The sequence below is a fragment of the Paenibacillus shunpengii genome (genome assembly GCF_042684905.1).
GTDB lineage: Bacteria > Bacillota > Bacilli > Paenibacillales > Paenibacillaceae > Paenibacillus > Paenibacillus shunpengii.
In genome coordinates this window covers 345289-367395 of the sequence record NZ_JBHUMJ010000002.1, presented here as the reverse complement: position 1 = coordinate 367395, position 22107 = coordinate 345289, and the positions used below count along the sequence as shown (strand labels likewise).

The following is a 22107-nucleotide window of genomic DNA, read 5'->3' as shown; positions in this document are numbered from 1 at the left end:
GCAGGATTATCCATGCTAGATCGCTAGTATTTCGCGGATTTCTTCCTCACTTAAGGCGGATGAGGATTCCTGTCCAGGCTGAATCACTTCTTCAATGAGATTTTTCTTGCGCTGCTGAAGCTCGTACATTTTGTCCTCTACGGTTCCGCGGCTCACCAGCCGGATAACCTGAACCACATTCTTCTGTCCCATCCGGTGTGCCCGGCTCGCTGCCTGGTCCTCTACCGCAGGATTCCACCACAGATCATACAAAATGACAGTATCAGCCCCCGTCAAGTTAAGTCCCGTACCGCCGGCCTTGAGCGATATAAGGAAGAAATCCTTCTCCCCTTCGTTAAAGCGCTGGCACATTTCAACACGCTCTTGGCCTGGTGTCTGTCCATCCAGATAAAAGAACGGAATACCCTGAGCTCCGAGCTCTCTGCCGATGATGCCCAGCATTTCAGTAAATTGAGAGAAGAGCAGCACCCTTTTGCCTGCACTCCGGCTTTCTTCGATGAGCTCCATCAGCTGCTCAAATTTCGCTGAGCTGCCCTGATAGCCCTCCACGAACAGCCCTGGATGGCAGCACAGCTGTCTTAGCCGGGTCAAGCCGGCCAGAATCTTGATTCGATTCTTGTCGAACTGCTTCTCGCTCAGATGCTTCACGGTCTCAGCACGCAGCTTGGCCAAAAAGGCAACATAGAGCTTCTTCTGCTCGGTCAGCAGCTCGGAAGTGTGCAAGGACTCGATCTTCTCCGGCAGCTCCGCAAGAACATCGGCCTTGACTCTGCGCAGCAGGAATGGACGAATTCTACGGGCAATAGCTTCTCTTGATAACTCGTTGAAGGCTTTTCGCCCCTTGAACAGCTCCGGAAATACAACGTCAAAGATGGACCACAGTTCTTCAAGGCTGTTCTCGATTGGTGTCCCGGTAAGTGCAAACCGGTGTCTCGCATTTATCGCTTTTACCGCATGTGCGGTCTGTGTTGCATAATTCTTGAACGCCTGCGCTTCATCCATAATAAAAGCATGGAAATGCCGTTCTCCATACATTTCCGCATCCATACGCAGAAGCGGATAAGATGTGATAAGTACATCCGTTGCCGTGTGCTCGCGGATGAGCTTCAGCCGCTCCGTCTTGCTTCCGTCTACGATGACGGTCGTGAGCTCTGGCGCAAATTTCTCAAGCTCATTCTTCCAATTGTAAATAAGAGAGGCAGGCGCTGCGATCATCACAGGCTGCTTATGCTCTCGAATGGATTGAAGCTCAGACACGATGTAGGTGATGCTCTGCAGTGTTTTGCCGAGTCCCATATCGTCTGCCAGAATACCGCCAAACCGGTAGGAGGCTAACGTCTTCATCCATTGATATCCCTGCTTCTGATAGTCTCGCAGAATAGGAGCCAGCCTGGCAGGAACAGGGAAATCCATATGTTCAGGATGGACGAGATTCTCCATGAATTCCTTCAGTCTGCTGCCAAACTGTACTTGGTCTCCCAGATCTCTGTCCATCACACGGAGTCCTGCAGCGACCGGAAGCTTCATGATTCCGTTCTCGATCTCTCCCTTGCGAAAGCCCATATCGTTCATGAGTCTCACTATCTCTTGAAAGGCAGGTGCTGACAAGGGCATGAGCGCCCCATTCGACAGCTTATGGTATCTTCTTTTGGCTTCCACGCTCTCGATCACATGCTTGATTTCATTCACGGGTATCCCGTTAATATCGAATTTAAATTCCATCCAGTCGGTACGCTCATCCATATCCATATGAATCTTTGGAGCAATCGGCTCGGACATTACCCTTACCTTCACCGCTGAAGTGGCATACACATCCAGCAGCTGCTCAAGCTGAGGCATCGTGTAATACAGAAAATCAAATTCCGCATCCTCATTCTCCAGGTAATATCCGGATTCCGTCTGGGTAAAATCACTCGTTTGCATGAGCCGGATAATTTGTTCCTCTTGCGGCTTATCCCGAATAATGATCTTGTTCTCTGGGAGCCTTGCCTTCTCCTCCAGCGGATTGATCACGACATCTCCGTACTGGAACTCGAGACTCGCCAGCAGCTTGTCCCGAACGCGATCCAGATACAGCCTTGCTTTCAGCGGCACCTGAATCATATGGCTGGACACTTCCTCTGCCAGGTGCACTCGCCCGAGCCGCATCAGACCCGGAACGACCTTCTCCATATAAGGGCTCATCTGCTTGGCAGGTATCGTGAGCTTGGGAATATGAACACGTGAGAGCTTCTCCTGTAATCCCGCGATCTGGCTGACGGATTCCTCCGACATTTTGTAGAAAATACCGTTCTTTAACGCCATCCGATATTCCGGCAGGATCAGTACATCGCGAATCCCCATAGCCGTCAGCTCATAGCCTGCGCCTGTGTCCGTCTTCGTAAATTCAAAATCCAGGGGCAGCAGGCTGTCTGTACAGGATACGCCGCTGAAGATCTGCTCCTCCTGCTGCGTATATGCCTCTGGTACTTTCTGAAGGAGGGGCGCGATTCGCTCCCATGCCAGCGGAGGTATCAGCAGCAGCCTGTCCTGATTTCTGCCACGTCCGGGATAAGAGTTAATCGATTCGTGATACATCTCCTCCTGACGCTCCAATTGGATGAGCTCTTTCAACACCGCTTCGTCATGAGGTCTGAAATAATGAGCTTCGGGGTTATAAGTAAAATTTTTCGAGAAGACATACGATCCCCCATGCTGCATCCGGCTAAGAAACTGCTTCATCTGCTGAACGATATACAAGCGCTTCGCTCCAAGCTTCATCTCCAGCCCGATCATCTGCTTATTCAAACCGTAAGGAACAGGCCTGATCAAGTACTCTATGCGAAGAGGCTCCCTTGTCTCCATAATATATTTGGCTGCCGGACTCACTCGGCTCGTGCTGCTGAAGAGGGCAAGCACATCCTCTATAAGCTGCTCCTCACTCGCTTCTCTGTGGAAGCGCGGGGTTAAACGTCCCTCTGGAACGACGGTCTCGGGATGAAGCAACGAAGGGTATGACTTCACTTCAATCCGCCCCTCCTGCTGCATCTCGCTGATCTGAAGAAGGACAGCCGCAATATGCTTGCAATAATAATTGTAATTGGTGTAGGCAGGGCAAGTGCACTGCGCTTCCACATCGCCTCCGGCATTCATATGGATCGAGACATCATATTTATTTTTGCCGCCGCCTTTAACTACCGCCTGAAAATTGCCAGCCGATGCGTCCGATAGCGTAATACCTACCATGCCCGCATTATAGTATTCCTCACCACGTTCATAGAACTTCTTGCCGCACAGCAGTTTAATTTTCTTCCGATTCAGCATTGTCGTCATGTCGCTTTGTTACCTTCCTTCTGGCCTTCACGTTTCAATTCTTGTAACTGCAATGATACCATTAATGCGCGACAGTTTCACTTCATAAGTCTCTTCCTAAATTTGATGTACAGCAAAAAAAGCACCGGACAATGACAAGCCATAGTCTAGTGCTTTCGAGGATAGAGTGATTGCTCCCATAACTTTGTTCATAAAGTACTTTAACAGCTTCTGCCCGGCAACATCCTGTATATTGAATTGAATTAAATTTATGCCCTGCCAACTAAATATTTCATACCCTCGAACGCTGCTAACACAATGGGTCTTACCTTGTCCTCAGCTAACGGCTCTCCTGTAACTAACAGACGGTAAAATATCGGACCGTAAAGCAGATCAATACTAGAATCTACATCCAGCTCTGCACTCAGCTCACCGCGTTCGATCCCCTTCCTCAATATTCCTGCGGCTTCCGCGCGTCGAGGCTTAACATAGTATTGCCTAAATACTTCGCTCAGTGTTGAATTCCCCTGTCCATGCCCAATCAGCTCAGAGATCACTTTTCCTTCCTTGCCCGCCATATATAATAATAGGTTCATCGCATGAATTAATATATCTTCCTTAACCGATCCTGTATCCGGTACAGGCAGTCTGCTAGCCGCTCCCTTAAAAAAACTATCCGCAGCAACAGCAGCTTTATTAGGCCACCATTTGTATATGGTGACTTTACTCACTCCTGCTTTCTCAGCGATTTTTTCAATCGTTACCTCTTCAAATCCACTTTCAAGCAGCAGATCATAAGCCGCAGTCAATATGGAATGCTCAATCGTCACATCTCTTGGGCGTCCCTTCTTCGCCAATCCAATCCCCCCGTTCAATCCTTTGTTCTTTGTTCCAGTATAAATGAAAAATTGGGTATTTACAAAACGCTGCGTTCAGTATATATTTTGTTCAACGATTAAGTGAACGATGCGTTTACTTAATCTAAGCATGTTAAAGGAGAGAATGATGATGAATGAGGACGTTATTACCAAACAAAGCAAGCTTTCTACTGCGATGATGATTCTTTTCGCAGCCGCATGCGGTCTGATTGTCGCTAATCTATACTATTCTCAAACTCTTGTAGGTCCCATCAGTACAGAACTGGGCCTATCCACTGAAGCTGCTGGACTCATCGTAACTTTAACCCAAATAGGCTATGTGGCCGGGCTGTTATTCATTGTTCCTCTAAGCGACAAGCTTGAGAACCGCCGTCTTATGATCTCTGTTCTCTCTATTGTAGTCGTTGCACTCATCGTAGCAGCCGTTTCTAAGCAATCCCCTTTGTTTTTGACAGCAACCTTTTTCATCGGAACGGGTTCCGTCGTTGCACAAATTCTTGTCCCTCTTGCAGCACACTTGTCCAGTGAACAAGAACGCGGCCGTGTGGTAGGCAACGTCATGAGTGGGCTTTTACTCGGGATCATGCTGGCCCGGCCTGTCGCAAGCTTCATTACAGACATCTGGGGATGGCGGATGATTTATGTTCTGTCTGCTGTGCTCATGACTCTATTGACCATTTGGCTCTCGCGTTCTTTACCCCGCAGAAAACCAGAAAATAAATTAACCTATCTCAGCCTTGTCGCCTCGTTAATTCAATTATTCAGAAAGTATCCGATATTAAGACGGCGCGCATTCTATCAAGCCTGCTTATTTGGAGCTTTCAGTCTCTTCTGGACCGTCGTCCCTCTCAGACTCGCAAATGACTTCGGATTTACACAAGGCGGTATTGCTTTATTTGCCTTGGTCGGTGTTGCAGGAGCAATAGCCGCTCCTCTTGCTGGAAGATTAGCCGATAAAGGGCTAACTAAGAACCTGACTCTCACAGCACTCTTAACCGCAACGGGTTCCTTTCTACTCATTGCCTTGCTCCATGATCATTCTTACGTCGCACTCGTGCTGCTATTCATCTCAGCCATCACACTGGATATGGCTGTGTCCGGCAACCTGGTTGTCAGCCAAAGGATCATATACTCTCTCGGAAATGAAGCAAGTGGGAGATTGAACGGAATATTCATGGCTATCTTCTTCATTGGCGGGGCAGCCGGTTCATTCCTTGGCGGTCTAACCTATGCATTCGGCGGCTGGATATGGAGTGCGTGGCTTGGTGTTCTGTTACCGTTGTTTGCATTCCTTTATTTCCTGACAGAATATAAACAGCAACATAAGCGTTGATTCCATCATCGATTCACGAATCTGCATTTAAAAACAAGAAACTCTAATTAACCAAGTTTCTATTTTTCCAAGCATATAACACCTGTATGATGAATTAAAGATAAGAGAAAGCCCCGATGACTACATTCATCTGAATGCATCCTACTCATCTGATTATGGAAGGAAAGGAGGCAACATTACTTGAAATCGATTGTACAGCTGCTCCATTTTGGATATCATCAGGCGATGAGCTGTATCTTCCCTGTCGCGATCTTTGCAACGCTGGCCATAACCAGTGTTATTGAGATTCCTTTCCTCTACCGGTACGACGCCATTCTATTGATATTGCTCGCTGTGCAATTTTTCATGTACCGCAGCGGACTGGAAACGATGGACGAGATCAAGGTCATCTGTGTATTTCACGTCATTGGCTTAGTACTGGAGCTGTATAAGGTATGGATGGGATCGTGGTCCTATCCCGAGCCTGGATATACGAAGATCTTCGGTGTTCCTCTCTACAGTGGATTCATGTATGCAAGTGTAGCCAGCTTTATGTGTCAAATATGGCGGAGACTGCGAATGGACATGACAGGATGGCCGGGAACGCTGTCGTCGATGCTGCTAGGGGGAGCCATATATCTTAATTTCTTCACACATCATTTCATCCCCGACTTTCGCTGGTGGCTGACTCTGCTTGTGTTCATTGTGTTCTGGAAGACATGGATCATCTATCGGGTACGGGCTAAAACCTACCGAATGCCTTTGACGGTTGCCTTCCTTATTGTGGGCTTCTTCATCTGGACAGCGGAAAATATTGCAACGTTCTTCAATGGATGGAAGTACCCTGATCAGCATGACACCTGGCAGCTTGTGAGCTTCAGCAAGATCAGCTCCTGGTTTCTCCTTGTGATTATCAGCGTCATCATTGTGGCTCAGCTGAAATATGTAAAAGCAAATCGGAACATAAGAAAATCATAAAAAACGGAGCAGGGTCTAATCCCGCTCCGTTAAGTGCTCCGTATCATTTTCAATTGTTGTTTGCCATTGGCCATTGATATTCTCCAATTTATGAATGCCTGTATAGGAAGCCGGGAACTTATTATTCTTATTCGTCCATTCCAAGTCTTTCAAGATATGATATACGATATTAATAACCCCGCCATGAGTTACCACAAGAATGTTCTCCGTATGCTGCTTGGATTGTTCTTCGCATAAGGAATTGAAGGTCTCTTGAATTCGCATGTGAAATTCCATTGGGCTCTCACCGCCAGGATACCTCTCATCCATTTTTAAGCTCGAAAAATACAGCCCTGGATATCGTTCGTTGACGATTTCATGAGGCATTCCGGCAATAACTCCGTTATTCATTTCTCTCCAATCCCTGCTTCTTTCGACGGACAAATGCAGATCCTTAGCCAGTTCATTCGCCGTATCCAATGCCCTTTGCAAGTCACTACTGACAATCCGGTGGATTGGATGAGTGCTCTCATTATCTTTGAAATACCTGCCCAGTTTCTCTGATTGCCTATAGCCTTCAATATTCAGACCTCTTTGACTCCAGCCCCCACGATATCCTTCATCATCGGCACCATGCCTTACAAAATAGATAGCCATTGCTCTTCCCCCTAATTTCAACGTGGTTAGGTTAGTTATTCTTTCAAGCAAGCTAAAATTGAACACCAACTATACTAACACATATGGAAGAAATTAACTTATATTCGCTTGTTCGCAGGTAATTTGAATACCGCTTCAAACTCTTTATTGTTCATATGGCCTCCAAACTTTTTACATATAGGAATTTTAACTTTTCCTCATTTCATACGTTTTGAATAGAAAGGAGTGATCAACTTGTTTTTCTTTATATGTTTTTTCCTTATTGGCATTCTGGCACTTGTCATGGGAATTCGAGCCTTAAGAAAACCTAATTCTTGGCCATTCAATAGATTTGTCGATGAACATGGCGAAACTGATCTGGTTAATGTGAAATTTAGGGGGATTTTTCTTCTTGCTTATGGCGTAGTTTTTACTATCTTATCTTTTCAGCAGCTTATATGAGATTGAGGTGTGGATTCCTGTAGTGAAGAAGCCCGGCGCTTAGTAAAAGAGAGCAGCACCAGTGACTGTCACGGTGTGCTGCTCTCTATTTTTGTCCCCAACACAACCATCAACTAAATTGCCTGCGAACTCCTTCTAATTGCTGACACAACTGCTCAAAGCTATCTGCTGCCGTTTGATGAGCTGTGTCGATAACGATGCGGTCTCTGTCCCAAGCGTCATACTCCCGATGTATGACCTGCTCCCACGTTGGAAGAACAAGACCCGGAATATCTACTGCACGCGTTTCGACTCGCTGCCTATGTTCATTTTCGTCAGAGCAGACTACTTCAATTTCTACAAAAGGAGCTTTAACCGACTCAGCTGCATTGCGCCAAGCTTCGCGTGTGATTAGGATCGGATTCACCGTATCTGCAATGACGTCGAGACCAAGCCTGAGATTCTGGGAGGCCAAGGCATAACACACAATGTAGCCTTCCGGTCCATCCACCTTCGCTCCAGCATCCCGCATAGCCTGCTCTACAACATCCACCCGGAGATACACTGCACGTAACTCACGAGCCAGCATGGAAGACAACGTCGACTTCCCGGTAGCTGGCAAACCGCTAAATATATATAGCAACAAACCCACCTCCTAATAAATGAATCCTTTCTGACAATGAAATGAATTGATATCTCTTATTCAATCATTAAAACATAATTTACCTCTCTCGTCTTTTCTCTCCATGCTCTAATGCAGATGTTTTTCTTTTGCTGCAGCAGACATATGATTCATCCATCGACTACCCCAGCTTCAACAACCGCAGTTCTGCATAAAACCCATGACAGAAGTACATTTATTACGAATTAAGTATTTTATTTAAAATACTACCTTGACTGTCAAAGTACTTTGATGTACTATACAGTTAACGGAGGAGATAAATATGAGTAAGAACAAGATTACTTCAGATTTACTTCGCGGACACACAGATACCATGATATTGCGACTATTATCCGAAGCTGACCGTTATGGCTATGAGATCGTCAAGATGATTGCCGAGCGCTCGGAAGGCGAGTATGAATTAAAGGAAGCGACGATGTACTCCAGCGTCCGGCGATTAGAAAATGATGGAGAGATCGAATGGTACTGGGGTGACGAATCTCAGGGTGGAAGACGTAAATATTTCCGAATTACCGAGAAAGGCAAGGCGATCTATGTCCGCAACAAAGACAACTGGGAATACGCCAAGCGAGTACTTGAAAATTTATTATAAGGAGATGGTTGTTATGAACGAGAAGCTGACGAGTTACTTGAACAGTGTGTTTGCACCCTATGATGGAGTGAAGAGCGTTACCGAATTAAAGAGCGATCTGCTCTTTGATCTGGAGGAGCGGTACCGTGAACTAAAGGCTGAGGGCAAGGATGATGAAACTGCCTTTGCAATGACTATTGACAGCATCGGAGATATTGAACAAACCGTGATCGAGGTGGCTAACCTCTCCCGCTCGCTGGAGCGGCAGGTAGTGACCAACTTAAAGGCGAGCAACCTGCCTCAGAGCGATTTTGCCGGCGTCACCGCCCACAAAGGAAATTTCTCATCAAGCGTTTTGCAAGGATCTGACTTCACGAATGCAGATTTGGCCGGCAGCTCGTTTCATTCTAGCAATGTACGCGATGCGATATTTGACGGAGCAAACCTTACAGACTGTAACTTTTCCACACTTGATCTTGCGAATGGCCGCTTCCATAAATCGATCCTTGTACGTACCAACTTCAGCAAGTCGTGGCTGGCTGGTGCCAAATTCTTAAATACAAGACTGATGGACGTCAATCTGAGTATGGCCTACCTTAGAGAAACTACTTTCCAAAATTGTATCTTCGACGGAGCGGACTTCAGTAAATCGGATCTGGGAGGCATGTGCTTTGACGGGCAAACGTTTATCGGCGTTAAATTTGACAAAGCGGGGCTGCACGAGGTCTCGTTCAAGGGCGCTACACTGAGGAATGTGTCATTCCAAGGGTTCCCGCTGTCCAAGAAGTATTACCGAGCCATCAAAACGATCAATTTCGAAGGTGCAGTCATGGATAAACTGACTTACGCATCGCTTAAAGGCCTAGAAGCCGATTTGTCCAAAGTGACAGTTCGATAAATAAGGAGGAGAAAACGTATGAGCAGCATATCTATTAAGGTTACAGGTCTTCAAAAATCCTACAAGCAGCATCAAGTCCTAAAGGGGGTAGATTTTGAGGTTGAAAAGGGCAGCATCTTTGCCCTGCTCGGCTCCAACGGGGCTGGTAAAACAACAACGGTCAGAATTCTCACAACACTGCTTAATCAAGACAGCGGAACCGCGAAGGTGAACGGATTCGATGTAGCTGCTAATCCTGATAAGGTACGCCAGTCAATCAGTCTAACCGGACAATTTGCCGCCGTGGATGAAATTTTGACCGGACGAGAAAATCTGATTATGATCGCCAAGCTGCGATATCTCAAAAATCCACGCCAGGCAGCTGCTGAGCTGCTGACACGTTTTGGCCTGACCGATGCAGCCGACCGCAGAGTGTCTACGTATTCCGGTGGAATGCGGCGCAGACTGGACATCGCCCTGAGCCTTGTGGGAAATCCGGAGGTTATCTTCCTGGATGAACCAACCACCGGACTTGATCCGGAGGCGCGCATCGAAGTGTGGAAGACGGTAAAAGAATTGGCTGACGGAGGCAAGACGGTGCTGCTCACCACGCAATATCTGGAGGAGGCAGAACAGCTTGCCGACCGAATTGCCATATTGCACGAGGGCCGGATTATCGCGAGCGGTACGCTTGCCGAGCTTAAACAGCTGTTCCCATCTGCAAAGGTGGAGTATGTCGAGAAACAGCCTTCACTCGAGGAAATCTTCCTCGCCATCATCGGAACTAAGGGGGAAAAGTAAAATGGAAATGACAAAAAAGCACTTTTTCAGCGATATGGGTGTTATGCTTGGCCGTTCCATGCGGCATATTTTCCGCAGTATGGACACCATCGTCACCGTCTGCATCACACCTATTGCCATGATGCTGCTGTTCGTTTATGTATTTGGCGGTGCAATCCAAACGGATACCGATAACTATGTCAACTATCTGCTGCCCGGCATCCTGCTGATCGCGATTGCCAGCGGTATATCTTATACGGCTTACCGTCTGTTCCTGGATAAGCAGCGAGGCATTATTGAGCGGTTTAACACGATGCCCATTTCCCGTTCCGCCTTACTCTGGGGGCATGTTCTAACCTCGGTCGTATCCAATGTTCTATCTGTTATCGTCATCATTCTTGTAGCGCTTATTATGGGTTTTCGCTCGCAGGCGGGTATACTCCCTTGGCTTGCAGTTGCCGGAATACTCATCTTGTTTACACTGGCTCTAACCTGGGTCGCGGTGATTGCCGGACTGTCCGCAAATTCAGTCGAAGGTGCAAGTGCCTTCTCCTATCCACTGATCTTCCTGCCATTCATTAGCTCGGCGTTTGTTCCCACCGATACGATGCCGACGGTTGTTCGCGCCTTCGCTGAGAATCAACCGGTGACTTCGATCGTCGAAACCATCCGTGCGTTATTGTCCGGTACACCCGTAGGCAACGATATCTGGGTTGCTCTTGCATGGTGTGTCGGGATTACCATCGTCTCCTACTTCTTTGCCATACGAGTTTACAAGAAACGAGTATAATTAGGATGCTTGAATAGTAAATGGAGCACTTGCCAATCCGGCAAGTGCTCCTTTTTATTATATGAATATGACAGTCATCGAACCATGTGTAACCTATATTATGTCAGTCATCATAACGTAAAGTAAAGACTAGCGCCCACTCTGTCTCGCCTAAGGATTCCTGTGTCAGATCCATCATATATATTTCATTGGTGCTTGTCGCTTGCATTGCGAATACATAGATTGGCTGATCGAAAGTATACGATTGTGGTTCTGTATGATCCACCAGCCCCTTTGTGGCCAATTCGGTATCCAACTCAATATTGAAGGTGGATAGACTCGATCCCGAGTTGCTAGCGTTGTTCACTTTAATAATAGCCGTTTCTTTATCTTTCTCTATTCGCAACGATTCAATTGAAATTATGATCTCTGTTTCTTTAATACTCTGTCCATCCAGACTGGAAAACAAATGCCCCACTGATCCTATCGTCTCCACCTTCTGGCCCTTCTCCCAGATGTCTATATCCAGGCGAGCATTCGGCTTCTCCCCCTCATACTCTAATTTAAAAGCGCCAGACATCATGCCAAGGAAAGGTCTTAACTTTCTCACTTCTCCTTGGGACAGATCAACCGGAGTCAGATGTATGCTCGTAGTGTTCGGAATCTCGGGTAAAGGCTCATTTTTCTCACTTATACACCCTGTCAGAACGACTATGCAGATCAGAATCCACCATCGAAGCCGCAAATACTCACCTTCTTCTTTTTTTATTCATCGCTCCTATATGTATGTTCTAATTCCATTATAAAGGGTCCATTGCCCATAAGATTCCAATTTTATCATTATCTAAAGCGATAACACCTGTATCTATCGTATTCCATTTAGATTTGCTTATGGTTGCCCAAGAGTAGAGCTTAAAAAGCTCACCGTTCGAGTCAAAATGTCCATTTGTATAAAACATCACTTCTGGCTGAAATTGATCTACAAAATAGGCACTTAACTTCTCAGCCCATGGCTTACTCGGTAAATCAATATTGTGAGTCATATTTGTAGAAATGGCGTAAGTAAGAATTTTTGCTGCATAAGCCTTCCCGATGTGTCTGAAATTCCATACATTCTCGCCATTATGTCCCATCTGCTCTATGAACGATTCCAGTATACGATCTTTCTCCAGTTTACTTCTTAGTTCATAACCGTATGTGACTTTGCCTCCATCTCTTTTTGCTAATAGACGACGGAATTCCTCTTCACTTTGTATCATTTTGGGCTGGCCCTCTCAATCTGTACAATGTCATTAACATAACTTATTGCTCAGCTAGCTTAGTATCTAATGAAAGAAGATCCACACGAACGATTCCCACACTTTTATAGCCTAATGCCCTACTCTATGCCTTTCTATCTCAATGATTTGATAGGCTTCGTTCACTATAAAAAATAGAGACATGATGACAATGGAGATACCTACCCAGCGAAGAAGCACTGATTTTCGTCCTCTTTGTTTGATCTTACAATAAGAAATACTCCAACTGCTAACAGTAGTGCAGCGACAACAAATATCAAGCAACCTCCCCCTCCTGGTGCGACACTGCTCATTGGCGTATGCTAGCCGTAAGCGCACAATTTCATCATTGCACCGTCAAACATGATTTCCAAAGTCACCGTTATGTGCTTAATGCTGCGATTCTCTATACCAAGCAAGCGCAAGCTGCTCCATTTCTGTTACATAAGCTTTTTTAGCCGGGCTGTACTCACTTGTATGCTCATAGCGCTGAACCAGTTCCTCTTTAAATCTGCCGTATCTTTCTGCTTCCTCAGGATGACTTCTCAAATAGTCTCTAAATATAAGATGCCTATCTATATGCGAATTGCCTGATTCGTAAAAGTGAATATGATGGGTTCTATGCTCTCCGCCCTTGCGAAACAGTCTTCTCCCCGGAATTCCCCATTCCCCGGCAACATCATATCCTAGCGAGAGCATGGTATCATTGAAGCGGTCAACTCGATCAATCTGATTTACGATACAGATCATATCAATTACAGGCTTGGCCATTAAACCGGGAACTGCGGTGCTTCCAAAATGCTCAATGTTTATAATCTCACCCTTGAATATTGTCATTAGAAAGTCGGCCTCTTCTTGAAACAGCCTGCTCCATGCCTCGTCGTAATCACTCAGTCTCACTTTCATACCATCACTCCTCAAGATAATCAGAGTACTTATCAGCTGAAAGATAACACTCGCTGCTTCTCTTCATCAAAGAGATAATCGTACTTTTTAGTCTTAATCCATAAAATTAAGTTCTGAATTTGATGATGATCATCTTTATAACGACTCAAAAAATCCAAAGCAAGAATCAAATCATCACTTGCCCACTTTCGTTTTCTGTTCACCATCTTCTTAACCCGATTACAAACCGCATCAATAGCTCTCTCGTCACCATGATGATGAATAGCAGTCACAGCATAGGATTTTACAGCAGGTGAAGGATCCTTTAAGGCTTCAACAAAGATCGGAAGATGCGAAGAATCTCCCAGCGCATCCAGTGCGCGAATTACTGAACTTCTTACCTCACCCTGATCGTGCTCCAATCGAGTGAGAAGATGAGGAATCGATCTGGCAGAGCCTGCCTCACACAAGGAGGCCATTGCATAGCAGAGATCGTTCACATCGCTCGAGTTCATTATTACTCCCAGAAGAGCTGTCTCGCTGGCTTCACAATTGCATTTTTTCAAAGCCATAATTGCTGAGTGTCGAACTAGCCAACGACTATCTTGAATCCATTTTATAATAGGTGTACATTCCGGAACCTTATCCTGCTCAGCGATTTGATCAAGTATTGAGCTCAAAGTATACTTGTTTGTTTCGGTATCAAGCCGTTCTATTAGAACATCAACAACACGGCTATCACCCGTATTTGATCCGATTTTACCAAGCATAAAATATATATTACGTTTAAAACTCTCTTCTTTGCTGTTCTCTTCTAACAAACGATGGAGAAATGGGATCACAGCTGCATCCGTTAAGCCTTCAGCAATTCGGGCTGCATTCCAAGCGGGGGTTCCCTCATTAGTCCAACTTCTTTCGTCTTCCCTATACATTAATTCATGGCCTGACATTTGATACAACAGCTCAAGCAATTGTTGATTGTTCATGGTGCAAGCTCCTGATTCTGTTCGATATATGATGTTTCAATTATACCAGGTCCTCCTTGTTTACCTATGTTTGCCCCCTCTTCTTTTCTTCAAAAAGATCATCGCTGCTACCGCCAATATAACAACCAGTATGCCGCCGATAAACATCTCCATGTCATAGTCTTTGTTCGATATTTGACTCATCTCATCTGCAAGATTGACTTCATTTCCTGCCTTTCTCCCCTGGCCCAAAAATTCCAAATCCTGCTCAGCTTGCGATATTTCTGCTGTACGGCTGCATAGGCTTGTGTAGAGATCGCTATTCTCAACTCTGTAGCTGTACACAAGATAGGTGCTTCCTGCCTCAAAATTGATGCCGCACGAATTCTCCTCACCCTCATCGTATACAATGATTTGTGATTCATTAACACCCTTCCATGTCTCTTCAATATCCATCAGATTCGCATCCCTGTATTCTATCGTCCCTCTGACGCCTTCCTGAATACGTTCCTGCTTGATCTCAAGCACTTTACCTGTATATACTGCTTCAGCATGTTCATAAGCTTCATTTGGTTCAAAGCTTACACAGTTACAGGCAAAAGCCTTGTCTGCATGGAAAACTCCATAAAAATTTATCAATAGCGCAGCTGCGATGATAGCAATTACACACTTCTTCACTCTATCAGCTCCATTAATTTCTAAATATTCCATCTTCGTTATATAGACGATTATCAGATATGAAAGGTTTCGTTCCATTCCTGTTATAATCCGCTCTTTTGCATTAAAAAAAGAGGAACCGGCATACTGCCAATTCCTCAATTCTATTTGGGTATTTTTGCATCATTAGTTCTAGCTAATCTATACAAGCTCCCTATTTAATAACAACATAGTCCAAATTCACAAGCTTCGCATAGGTTATGATCTGATCGGTGGTGAGGTTCAAGGATACAACGGTATGGTGACCGCCGCCGTTCTCAATCCACGCTTTGACGCCATCCTGGAAGTTCGGCTTCACATTCCACAACACACGGGCAACAGGAAGCTTAGGCGCAGGCGTTGTTGGCTCAAACAAAGATACTTCGTTAATGAGCAGCTTGTAATGTGTGCCGAAGTCAGCCATCGATACGACAACACCTTCTCCTGCCTTGCCATCGAACACAAGACGTGCTGGATCTTCGCGATCGCCGATACCCAGTGGAGAAACGACAACTTTAGGCTTGTTAACCGCCAGTGTTGGATCTACCTCAAGCATGTGAGATTGAAGTATGGATTCCTGACCTGCCGCGAGCTCATAAGTGTAGTCTTCCATAAAGCCGGTAGACTCGTTATGGCTCATGACTTTGAGCAGACGATCCAAGGCTGCTGTCTTCCAGTCGCCTTCACCCGCAAAGCCGTAGCCTTGGGCCATCAGGCGCTGTACCGCAAGACCCGGAAGCTGCTTCATGCCATGCAGATCCTCGAAGTTCGAAGTAAAGGCATTGTAGCCTCCTTGATCGAGGAAACGCTTAAGGGCAATCTCATAGCTCGCTTGGACTTTGACACTGGCTTCCCAATCTTCCTTGCTGTAAGTGCCATAATCAAATTCGTACAGCTCCGCATATTCACTAAACAAATCATTGATTTCTTCTTCAGTTACCTCATTGACCACTTGCACAAGGTCGCCGATGCCAAAGTAGTCCACTGTCCATCCAAATTGGATTTGAGCCTCTACCTTATCCCCTTCTGTAACGCCAACGTTACGCATGTTATCGCCAAAGCGGGCTACTCTGATGTTGAAGCTCTCGTTATAAGCAACAGCGACGTCCATCCAATCTGCAATTTGCTGCTGCACTTCCGGACGTTCCCAGTAGCCAACTACAATTTTATTTTGTTTGTTCAGCCGTGCATTGATAAATCCATACTCGCGGTCACCATGTGCTGCCTGGTTTAAGTTCATGAAGTCCATGTCAATAGTTGCCCAAGGGATGCTCTCGTTATATTGTGTAGCCAGGTGAAGCAAAGGCTTTTGCAGCAGCTTCGTTCCACGAATCCACATTTTTGCAGGTGAGAACGTATGCATCCAGGTAATTACGCCGGCAACCTCGTCACGATAGTTGACTTCCTTCATAATGCTTGTAATTTTGTCTGCACTGACTGCGAGATCCTGCAGTACAAGCGGATAAGGCAATACGCCGCTGTTATTCAGCGCATCTGTCATTTCCTGTGCGTGTGCCTTCACTTCGGATAGAGCTTCTTCTCCATACAAGTGCTGTGAACCTACGACAAACCAAAATTGTTTTGCTGCTGCTGACATATGTTCATCCTCTTTTCTATAAGTTGTATTTTATAATTTCGGGCTCTGCCCCCTGCTTTACTTCTGTCCGTAATAAGCGTCTTTACCGTGCTTGCGCAAATAATGCTTGTCAAGAATACGCTGTGGCAGCTCTGGAGCGAAACGGTTTAATTCTCTGGCAAACAGATTCATCTTGGATACTTCCTCCAGCACGACACTGTTCATCACCGCGGACTTGGCATCCTTGCCCCAAGTAAAAGGTCCATGTCCCTGGAGCAATACACCAGGGATCGACATGATATCAATACCACGCTGCTCGAAGGTTTCGATAATGACGCGACCTGTCTCTGCCTCGTAACCACGATCCACTTCCTCCTGGGTCAAGAAACGCGCACATGGAATCGATCCATAAAAAGTATCCGCATGAGTTGTTCCCATCACAGGTACATCAAGTCCAGCCTGAGCCCAGACCGTTGCCCACATGGAATGCGTGTGTACGATGCCGCCGATCTCTGCATAGTGCTTATATAGCACGGCATGTGTCGGTGTATCAGAAGAAGGTCTCAGTTCTCCCTCAACCACATTGCCATCCAGATCCACAACGACCATATCGCTGGCCTTCATCGTTTCATAGCTGACACCGCTCGGTTTGATGACGAATAATCCGCTCTCCCGATCAATTGCACTAACATTACCCCATGTATATTTTATTAGACCTTGTTTCGGCAAATCGAGGTTCGCCTGGAACACTTCTTCTTTCAGTTGTTCTAACACCTTGGTCCCTCCTATTTCACACTAAATTGTCTACAGCAGCCTGCTCAATGACAAGCCCCTTCTTGTATCGCTCGATAAAGACCTCAAAGCCCTTCACATCCGCTGCATCCGGACGAATCTCTTCTTCTTCCACATCGCTGAATACTTTCTCATCCAGGAAATTCTCCAGACTCTCTTCACCGTTCTTGTTCAGGAGGTATGAAGCGAGAACCGCCATCCCCCAAGCTCCACCTTCTCCGGCCGTCGATGTAACCGATACGGGCACGTTAAGTGCGGCTGCCATCATTTTCTGGCCGACAACCGGCGTCTTGAACAATCCGCCATGAGCCAGGATGCTGTCGATCGCAACATTCTCTTCCTTCGTCAAGATGTCCATCCCGATTTTTAGAGCGCCAAATGCAGTGAACAGATGGACTCTCATGAAGTTGGCGAGATTAAATTTGCTCTCCGGGGAACGTACGAACAGCGGGCGTCCCTCTTCAAGACCTGTAATATTTTCACCGGAATAATAGCCGTAGCTCAGCAAGCCTCCACCGTCAGGATCAGCCTCCAGCGCTTTGTTCAGCAGCACGCTGTACAGCTTCTCTGTATCCATCTTTTGCCCGGCTGCTTCAGAGAACTCACGGAACAATCCGAGCCATGCGTTGAGGTCACTTGAACAATTGTTCGCATGAACCATACCCACTGGACTGCCGTTTGGCGTCGTAACCATATCGATCTCCGGGTAAACCTTGGACAGCTCCTTCTCCAGGACGATCATGGCAAAAACAGATGTGCCTACCGAGACATTACCCGTACGCTTTCTTACACTGTTCGTCGCCACCATCCCTGTACCCGCGTCCCCTTCCGGTGGACACAAAGGAATGCCTGGCTGTAAATCTAGTGTTGGGTCCAAAATCTTGGCCCCCGCTTCGGACAGCGCGCCTGCTGCTTCGCCTGCAGAATATACCTTAGGCAGCAGGTCACTTACCTTCCACGGATATCCTTTATCTGCAACCAGCTCATTAAACTGCTGGATCATGGATTCGTTATAATTTTGCGTAGATTCATCGATGGGGAACATGCCTGACGCATCCCCGATGCCAAGTGCTTTCTTTCCTGTCAGCAGCCAGTGTATATAGCCGGCCAAAGTTGTCACGAATCGAATCTGAGGCACATGCTCTTCCTCATTTAATATCGCTTGATAGAGGTGAGCAATGCTCCAGCGTTCAGGAATATTGAACTTGAATTGTTCCGTCAATGCTCTCGCCGCTGCCCCTGTTGTTGCATTGCGCCAGGTCCGAAACGGAACGAGCAGTTTATCTGAATCGTCAAAAGCCATATATCCGTGCATCATTGCAGAGAAGCCGATCGAACCGACCGTTTGGAGGGTCATTCCGTAATTCCGTTCAACCTCCTGCTTCATCTCCCGGTAAGCCTCTTGCAGACCTGTAATAATATCGTCCAGGCTGTACGTCCAAAAACCATCCTTCAGCTGATTCTCCCACTCGTAGCTTCCAGATGCGATCGTTTGAAACCGTCCATCAATAAGAACAGCCTTGATCCGTGTGGATCCAAACTCAATACCAAGCGACGTTTCTCCCTTAGCAATCGCTTGTTCGATGCTTACTTGACTCGACATTACCTTGGTCACCTCTCTGGCAGCGCTTCATTATTAGATCATTGTAAGAAGGCGCTTTCTAAATTGACAGGTATAGTATATTTTTTGTACGTACATTTGTCAATATTATTAGTTATATATACATACAAATATGGACATAATATATTTTTGTGCTTTCTTCTAAATCGGTCATATAAAAAGCTTTATCGAAGCGTTCTGGCATGAGTTTACAAATATAGTGATACCTTGCTAGTTCTACCTAAATACAGCGCACGGTAATTTAAAATAGGGCCTTCTCTTTATTTATTTCACATTCATGCTATAATTTGTACATACAAATTTGACAAAAGAACGATTAACATAGCGAACAAGTGTGGAAGAAGGAGTTACATGAAACCAAAGTATCAAGTCATCATTGATGATATAAAGAGTAAAATACTATCCGGAGATTATAGCGTAGGAGAACAAATTCCTACGGAGTCTGCTCTGCAATCGATGTATGAGGTCAGCAGACAAACGGTTCGGAAGGCGATCCTGGAGCTATCTAACGAGGGTTTTTTGCGGAGTGAAAAGGGGTCCGGCACCTATGTCAGCAACCAATATCGGCTGAGAACAGGCGGGGGCTCTAGTAAAAAGACGATCGGTGTCATCACAACCTACATCTCTGACTACATCTTCCCCTCTATCATTCGCGGGATTGAGAGCAGACTGAATGAGGACAATTATTCACTCCTGCTGGCCAGCACTAACAATGATGTGGCACAGGAGAAAAAGGCGCTGGAGATGATGCTCTCCTACGGTGTGGACGGACTGATCATTGAGCCTACCAAGAGCAATCTGTACAACCCAAATATTGCATATTACCTGTCATTTAAGGAACAGGACATCCCCTTTATTATGATTAATGCCTATTACGAGGAGATTGATGTTCCTTTTATGTGCCTCGATGACGTGCAGTCCAGCTATCTGGCGACAAAAGAAATGATATCGAACGGACACACTCAGATCGGACTCATCTCCAAAATGGATGATTTGCAAGGAAAGTATCGGATGAAAGGCTATATCAAAGCACTTGGAGAAGCCAAATTACGCTTTCACCCAGAGCTCGTTTTTTCCTTTGATACGGAGACGAAGCAGGCGCTATCGAGCAATCTAAAGGATTTTCTGGATGTGAATAGAGAAGTACTGACCGCTATCGTCTGCTATAACGACGAGGTTGGTCTTGAAGTGGTTCATGCGTGCAGACAATTGGGAATCTCAATTCCGGAGGAGTTATCCATCATCGGTCAGGACAACTCCTATATCGCCAAGAATGCGAACATCCAGTTAACGACGCTGACTCACCCTCAGGAAACGATGGGACGCGATGCCGCCGACTGGATCATTAGGAAATTACAAGGCAAAAGAGACTTGCCGGACAGCACGTACTATCAGCCCGAGCTGGTTTACGGTGAGACCGTTCAGAAGAGATAAATGGTGAATATATGCATTAAAACAAGGCAGCCGTTACGGCTGCCTTGTTTTTTAAAGTTGGTATTCGGATGCTTACTATCTTCCAAATATGTCCATCGTGATCATCATTGCTTTAAAAGGACAGCAACAAATGAATCTTACTTTCGTATTGTTATATGACATTTTAAATTTATCTATATAAACAATATTGCATAATAATTGGTATTATATTATATTCATTTAAGTTTTATTTAACAGCAGCTTGTAATTCAAATCACTTATTGGTACAGAGGTGAAGGCTAAGTGTATCTCATTATGTTTCTACATTTGGTCCTAAGTGCAGCTTTGACCTGGTTAGGAGTAACAGCTTCAAATATAAATACTCAATTATCGAGAAGCTATGCTAGTTCGCAATCGCCTGGTCACTTAACTTATGAAGATCAGATGGGTTTATTGGTTTTGCCTATTTTTGCATTAATAGTTGCTTTTATAGTGATCAATATTATTACTGCAATCATACTTCGAAAATTACACAATAAAGGTATTTTCAATAACAAAAAACTTTACTTTATTGGGTCGCATTGTATTATGTTAATGGTTTTTGTAATCACAATATATAATCAAATTTTTAATTACAACCCCTAATTAGATCATAATTGAAGATGCTATAACGCTGTACTTGAAATTTACATCATTGTTTAGACTGGAGAATTTACTGGAGGATTTACTAATGTATTTACCAACAATAAAATCAAGGCTTCGCTATGTTGGTGTTGTAGCTAGTGTGCTAGCTATTTGTTATTATTTATTCTTATATAAGAGTACGACTAGCGCCATTGTCACTTTGCAGTCCATTGATGATCATACCATCCAAGTTCTGATGGGCGATTCTATAACCCGAGTCGATATTAAAACTCATGAAATGGTTCGAAATTTACTTATAGAAGGAAATTATTATTACATAGGGTTTACGAATCATCCATTATGGGGCTCAAAATTAATTAAGATTGAACCTTCTCTCTAACCTAATAGGCGATGACATCGTTTCCTATCTATTAATTTAAAAAGTCAGCTGATCGGTATGATCAGCTGACTTCTTTTTATAATGACAATTAGAGCTCCAATACGGTAACCTGTTCCCCTTCCACGACTTCACCGTTATCGCGGAAGCCGGCCCTTTCGTAGAGCTTTTTCGCTGCCGTGTTCTCCGCCTTATAAGAGATCCAGCAATATCGTGCAGGTCCTGCCGGGCGGGTACGGATAAATGCAAGAATTCGACTCATCGCTTCACGGCCATAACCTTGGTTCTGATATCGCGTGTCCATCATCAATCTCAGGATACAGTAGCTGTCATCTGCAATACTCGGGAGCTCGTACCCCGTTATCTGATAAGTGATCAATACAAAACCAACCGGCAGTTCATCCGCGTAAATGGCAAAAGGAAATGGATGCCCTCCATTCGTAGCCAGCACATAACACGAAGCCACACTAGACAGGTTGGAGGCTACATAGCGGCGCTGATCCTCTGTTACCTCCAGATTGAAGATTTCACGTCGGTTTTCCAGTGTAATTTTTCTGAGCGTAATCATGTAATAACTCTTCCTTCCATTCGGTAAATTTGCTGCGCCGCGGTCGCATGAATAAATATACAAAATCTTCAAAAAAAGTAATAGACTTATATATTATTT

The 22107-nt window shown here is 45.3% G+C and carries 21 protein-coding genes; 8 read left to right on the top strand and 13 right to left on the bottom strand.

The window, feature by feature from the left end; translation table 11 throughout:
• Nucleotides 1-15: 15 nt before the first annotated feature.
• Both ACFSVM_RS01580 and ACFSVM_RS01575 read right to left on the bottom strand, forming a co-directional pair.
• Complete coding sequence (locus tag ACFSVM_RS01580; RefSeq protein WP_379260030.1) at nucleotides 16-3312, bottom strand: DEAD/DEAH box helicase; 3297 nt, start codon at nucleotides 3310-3312, stop codon at nucleotides 16-18.
• Between the two features lie 248 nt (nucleotides 3313-3560).
• Nucleotides 3561-4148, bottom strand: a complete 588-nt coding sequence (locus ACFSVM_RS01575) for a TetR/AcrR family transcriptional regulator (RefSeq protein ID WP_076312216.1) — start codon at nucleotides 4146-4148, stop codon at nucleotides 3561-3563.
• Nucleotides 4149-4299: 151 nt separating this feature from the next.
• Between ACFSVM_RS01575 and ACFSVM_RS01570 the strand changes: the two genes are divergently transcribed.
• Nucleotides 4300-5502 carry an MFS transporter gene (locus ACFSVM_RS01570; protein WP_379262835.1) on the top strand — a complete coding sequence of 401 codons (1203 nt, stop codon included), beginning with the start codon at nucleotides 4300-4302 and terminating at the stop codon, nucleotides 5500-5502.
• Nucleotides 5503-5682: 180 nt separating this feature from the next.
• Nucleotides 5683-6459, top strand: a complete 777-nt coding sequence (locus ACFSVM_RS01565; protein WP_076312218.1) for a DUF817 domain-containing protein — start codon at nucleotides 5683-5685, stop codon at nucleotides 6457-6459.
• 15 nt (nucleotides 6460-6474) lie between these two features.
• On the opposite strand, the gene ACFSVM_RS01560 is transcribed toward ACFSVM_RS01565, so the two are convergent.
• Together ACFSVM_RS01560 and ACFSVM_RS01555 are read right to left on the bottom strand one after the other, a co-directional pair.
• Nucleotides 6475-7095, bottom strand: coding sequence for a histidine phosphatase family protein (locus ACFSVM_RS01560; protein ID WP_379260027.1), 621 nt, complete (start codon nucleotides 7093-7095; stop codon nucleotides 6475-6477).
• A gap of 550 nt (nucleotides 7096-7645) precedes the next feature.
• A complete protein-coding gene (locus ACFSVM_RS01555) occupies nucleotides 7646-8158 on the bottom strand; it encodes an AAA family ATPase (RefSeq protein ID WP_379260025.1) in 513 nt (170 codons plus the stop codon).
• Nucleotides 8159-8459: 301 nt separating this feature from the next.
• Here ACFSVM_RS01555 and ACFSVM_RS01550 point away from each other — a divergent pair, with 301 nt between their 5' ends.
• Genes ACFSVM_RS01550 through ACFSVM_RS01535 form a run of 4 tightly spaced genes read left to right on the top strand, consistent with a single transcriptional unit; the run spans nucleotide 8460 to nucleotide 11215 of the window.
• On the top strand, nucleotides 8460-8789 hold the full coding sequence (locus tag ACFSVM_RS01550; RefSeq protein WP_274338163.1) for a PadR family transcriptional regulator: 330 nt from the start codon (nucleotides 8460-8462) through the stop codon (nucleotides 8787-8789).
• Nucleotides 8790-8802: 13 nt separating this feature from the next.
• Nucleotides 8803-9666, top strand: coding sequence for a pentapeptide repeat-containing protein (locus ACFSVM_RS01545; RefSeq protein ID WP_205054025.1), 864 nt, complete (start codon nucleotides 8803-8805; stop codon nucleotides 9664-9666).
• Between the two features lie 18 nt (nucleotides 9667-9684).
• Entirely contained in the window at nucleotides 9685-10446 is a 762-nt protein-coding gene (locus ACFSVM_RS01540; RefSeq protein WP_379260022.1) for an ABC transporter ATP-binding protein, read from the top strand.
• A gap of 1 nt (nucleotide 10447) precedes the next feature.
• Entirely contained in the window at nucleotides 10448-11215 is a 768-nt protein-coding gene (locus ACFSVM_RS01535; RefSeq protein WP_379260020.1) for an ABC transporter permease, read from the top strand.
• 103 nt (nucleotides 11216-11318) lie between these two features.
• Here the strand turns inward: ACFSVM_RS01535 and ACFSVM_RS01530 are convergent, their stop codons facing one another.
• From ACFSVM_RS01530 to ACFSVM_RS01495, 8 genes are all read right to left on the bottom strand, one after another.
• Nucleotides 11319-11939: a hypothetical protein gene (locus ACFSVM_RS01530; protein WP_090726346.1), complete on the bottom strand. Its 621-nt coding sequence runs from the start codon at nucleotides 11937-11939 to the stop codon at nucleotides 11319-11321.
• A gap of 55 nt (nucleotides 11940-11994) precedes the next feature.
• A complete protein-coding gene (locus ACFSVM_RS01525) occupies nucleotides 11995-12453 on the bottom strand; it encodes a hypothetical protein (RefSeq protein WP_090726348.1) in 459 nt (152 codons plus the stop codon).
• A gap of 408 nt (nucleotides 12454-12861) precedes the next feature.
• On the bottom strand, nucleotides 12862-13377 hold the full coding sequence (locus ACFSVM_RS01520; protein WP_076312231.1) for a GrpB family protein: 516 nt from the start codon (nucleotides 13375-13377) through the stop codon (nucleotides 12862-12864).
• 32 nt (nucleotides 13378-13409) lie between these two features.
• Nucleotides 13410-14342: a HEAT repeat domain-containing protein gene (locus ACFSVM_RS01515; protein WP_090726350.1), complete on the bottom strand. Its 933-nt coding sequence runs from the start codon at nucleotides 14340-14342 to the stop codon at nucleotides 13410-13412.
• Between the two features lie 60 nt (nucleotides 14343-14402).
• Nucleotides 14403-14999 (bottom strand): hypothetical protein, encoded by a 597-nt coding sequence (locus ACFSVM_RS01510; protein WP_177178801.1) that lies wholly within the window; start codon nucleotides 14997-14999, stop codon nucleotides 14403-14405.
• Nucleotides 15000-15192: 193 nt separating this feature from the next.
• Nucleotides 15193-16614, bottom strand: a complete 1422-nt coding sequence (gene araA / locus ACFSVM_RS01505; protein ID WP_090726354.1) for an L-arabinose isomerase — start codon at nucleotides 16612-16614, stop codon at nucleotides 15193-15195.
• A gap of 57 nt (nucleotides 16615-16671) precedes the next feature.
• Nucleotides 16672-17367, bottom strand: coding sequence for an L-ribulose-5-phosphate 4-epimerase (locus ACFSVM_RS01500; protein ID WP_047913373.1), 696 nt, complete (start codon nucleotides 17365-17367; stop codon nucleotides 16672-16674).
• Nucleotides 17368-17383: 16 nt separating this feature from the next.
• Nucleotides 17384-18988: a xylulokinase gene (locus ACFSVM_RS01495; RefSeq protein ID WP_090726356.1), complete on the bottom strand. Its 1605-nt coding sequence runs from the start codon at nucleotides 18986-18988 to the stop codon at nucleotides 17384-17386.
• Between the two features lie 369 nt (nucleotides 18989-19357).
• Between ACFSVM_RS01495 and ACFSVM_RS01490 the strand changes: the two genes are divergently transcribed.
• The gene (locus tag ACFSVM_RS01490; protein WP_090726360.1) at nucleotides 19358-20440 is read left to right on the top strand and encodes a GntR family transcriptional regulator; all 1083 of its coding nucleotides are present in this window, start codon (nucleotides 19358-19360) and stop codon (nucleotides 20438-20440) included.
• 709 nt (nucleotides 20441-21149) lie between these two features.
• Nucleotides 21150-21443: a hypothetical protein gene (locus ACFSVM_RS01485; protein ID WP_076312238.1), complete on the top strand. Its 294-nt coding sequence runs from the start codon at nucleotides 21150-21152 to the stop codon at nucleotides 21441-21443.
• Nucleotides 21444-21531: 88 nt separating this feature from the next.
• On the opposite strand, the gene ACFSVM_RS01480 is transcribed toward ACFSVM_RS01485, so the two are convergent.
• On the bottom strand, nucleotides 21532-22008 hold the full coding sequence (locus ACFSVM_RS01480; protein ID WP_076312239.1) for a GNAT family N-acetyltransferase: 477 nt from the start codon (nucleotides 22006-22008) through the stop codon (nucleotides 21532-21534).
• Nucleotides 22009-22107 lie beyond the last annotated feature (99 nt).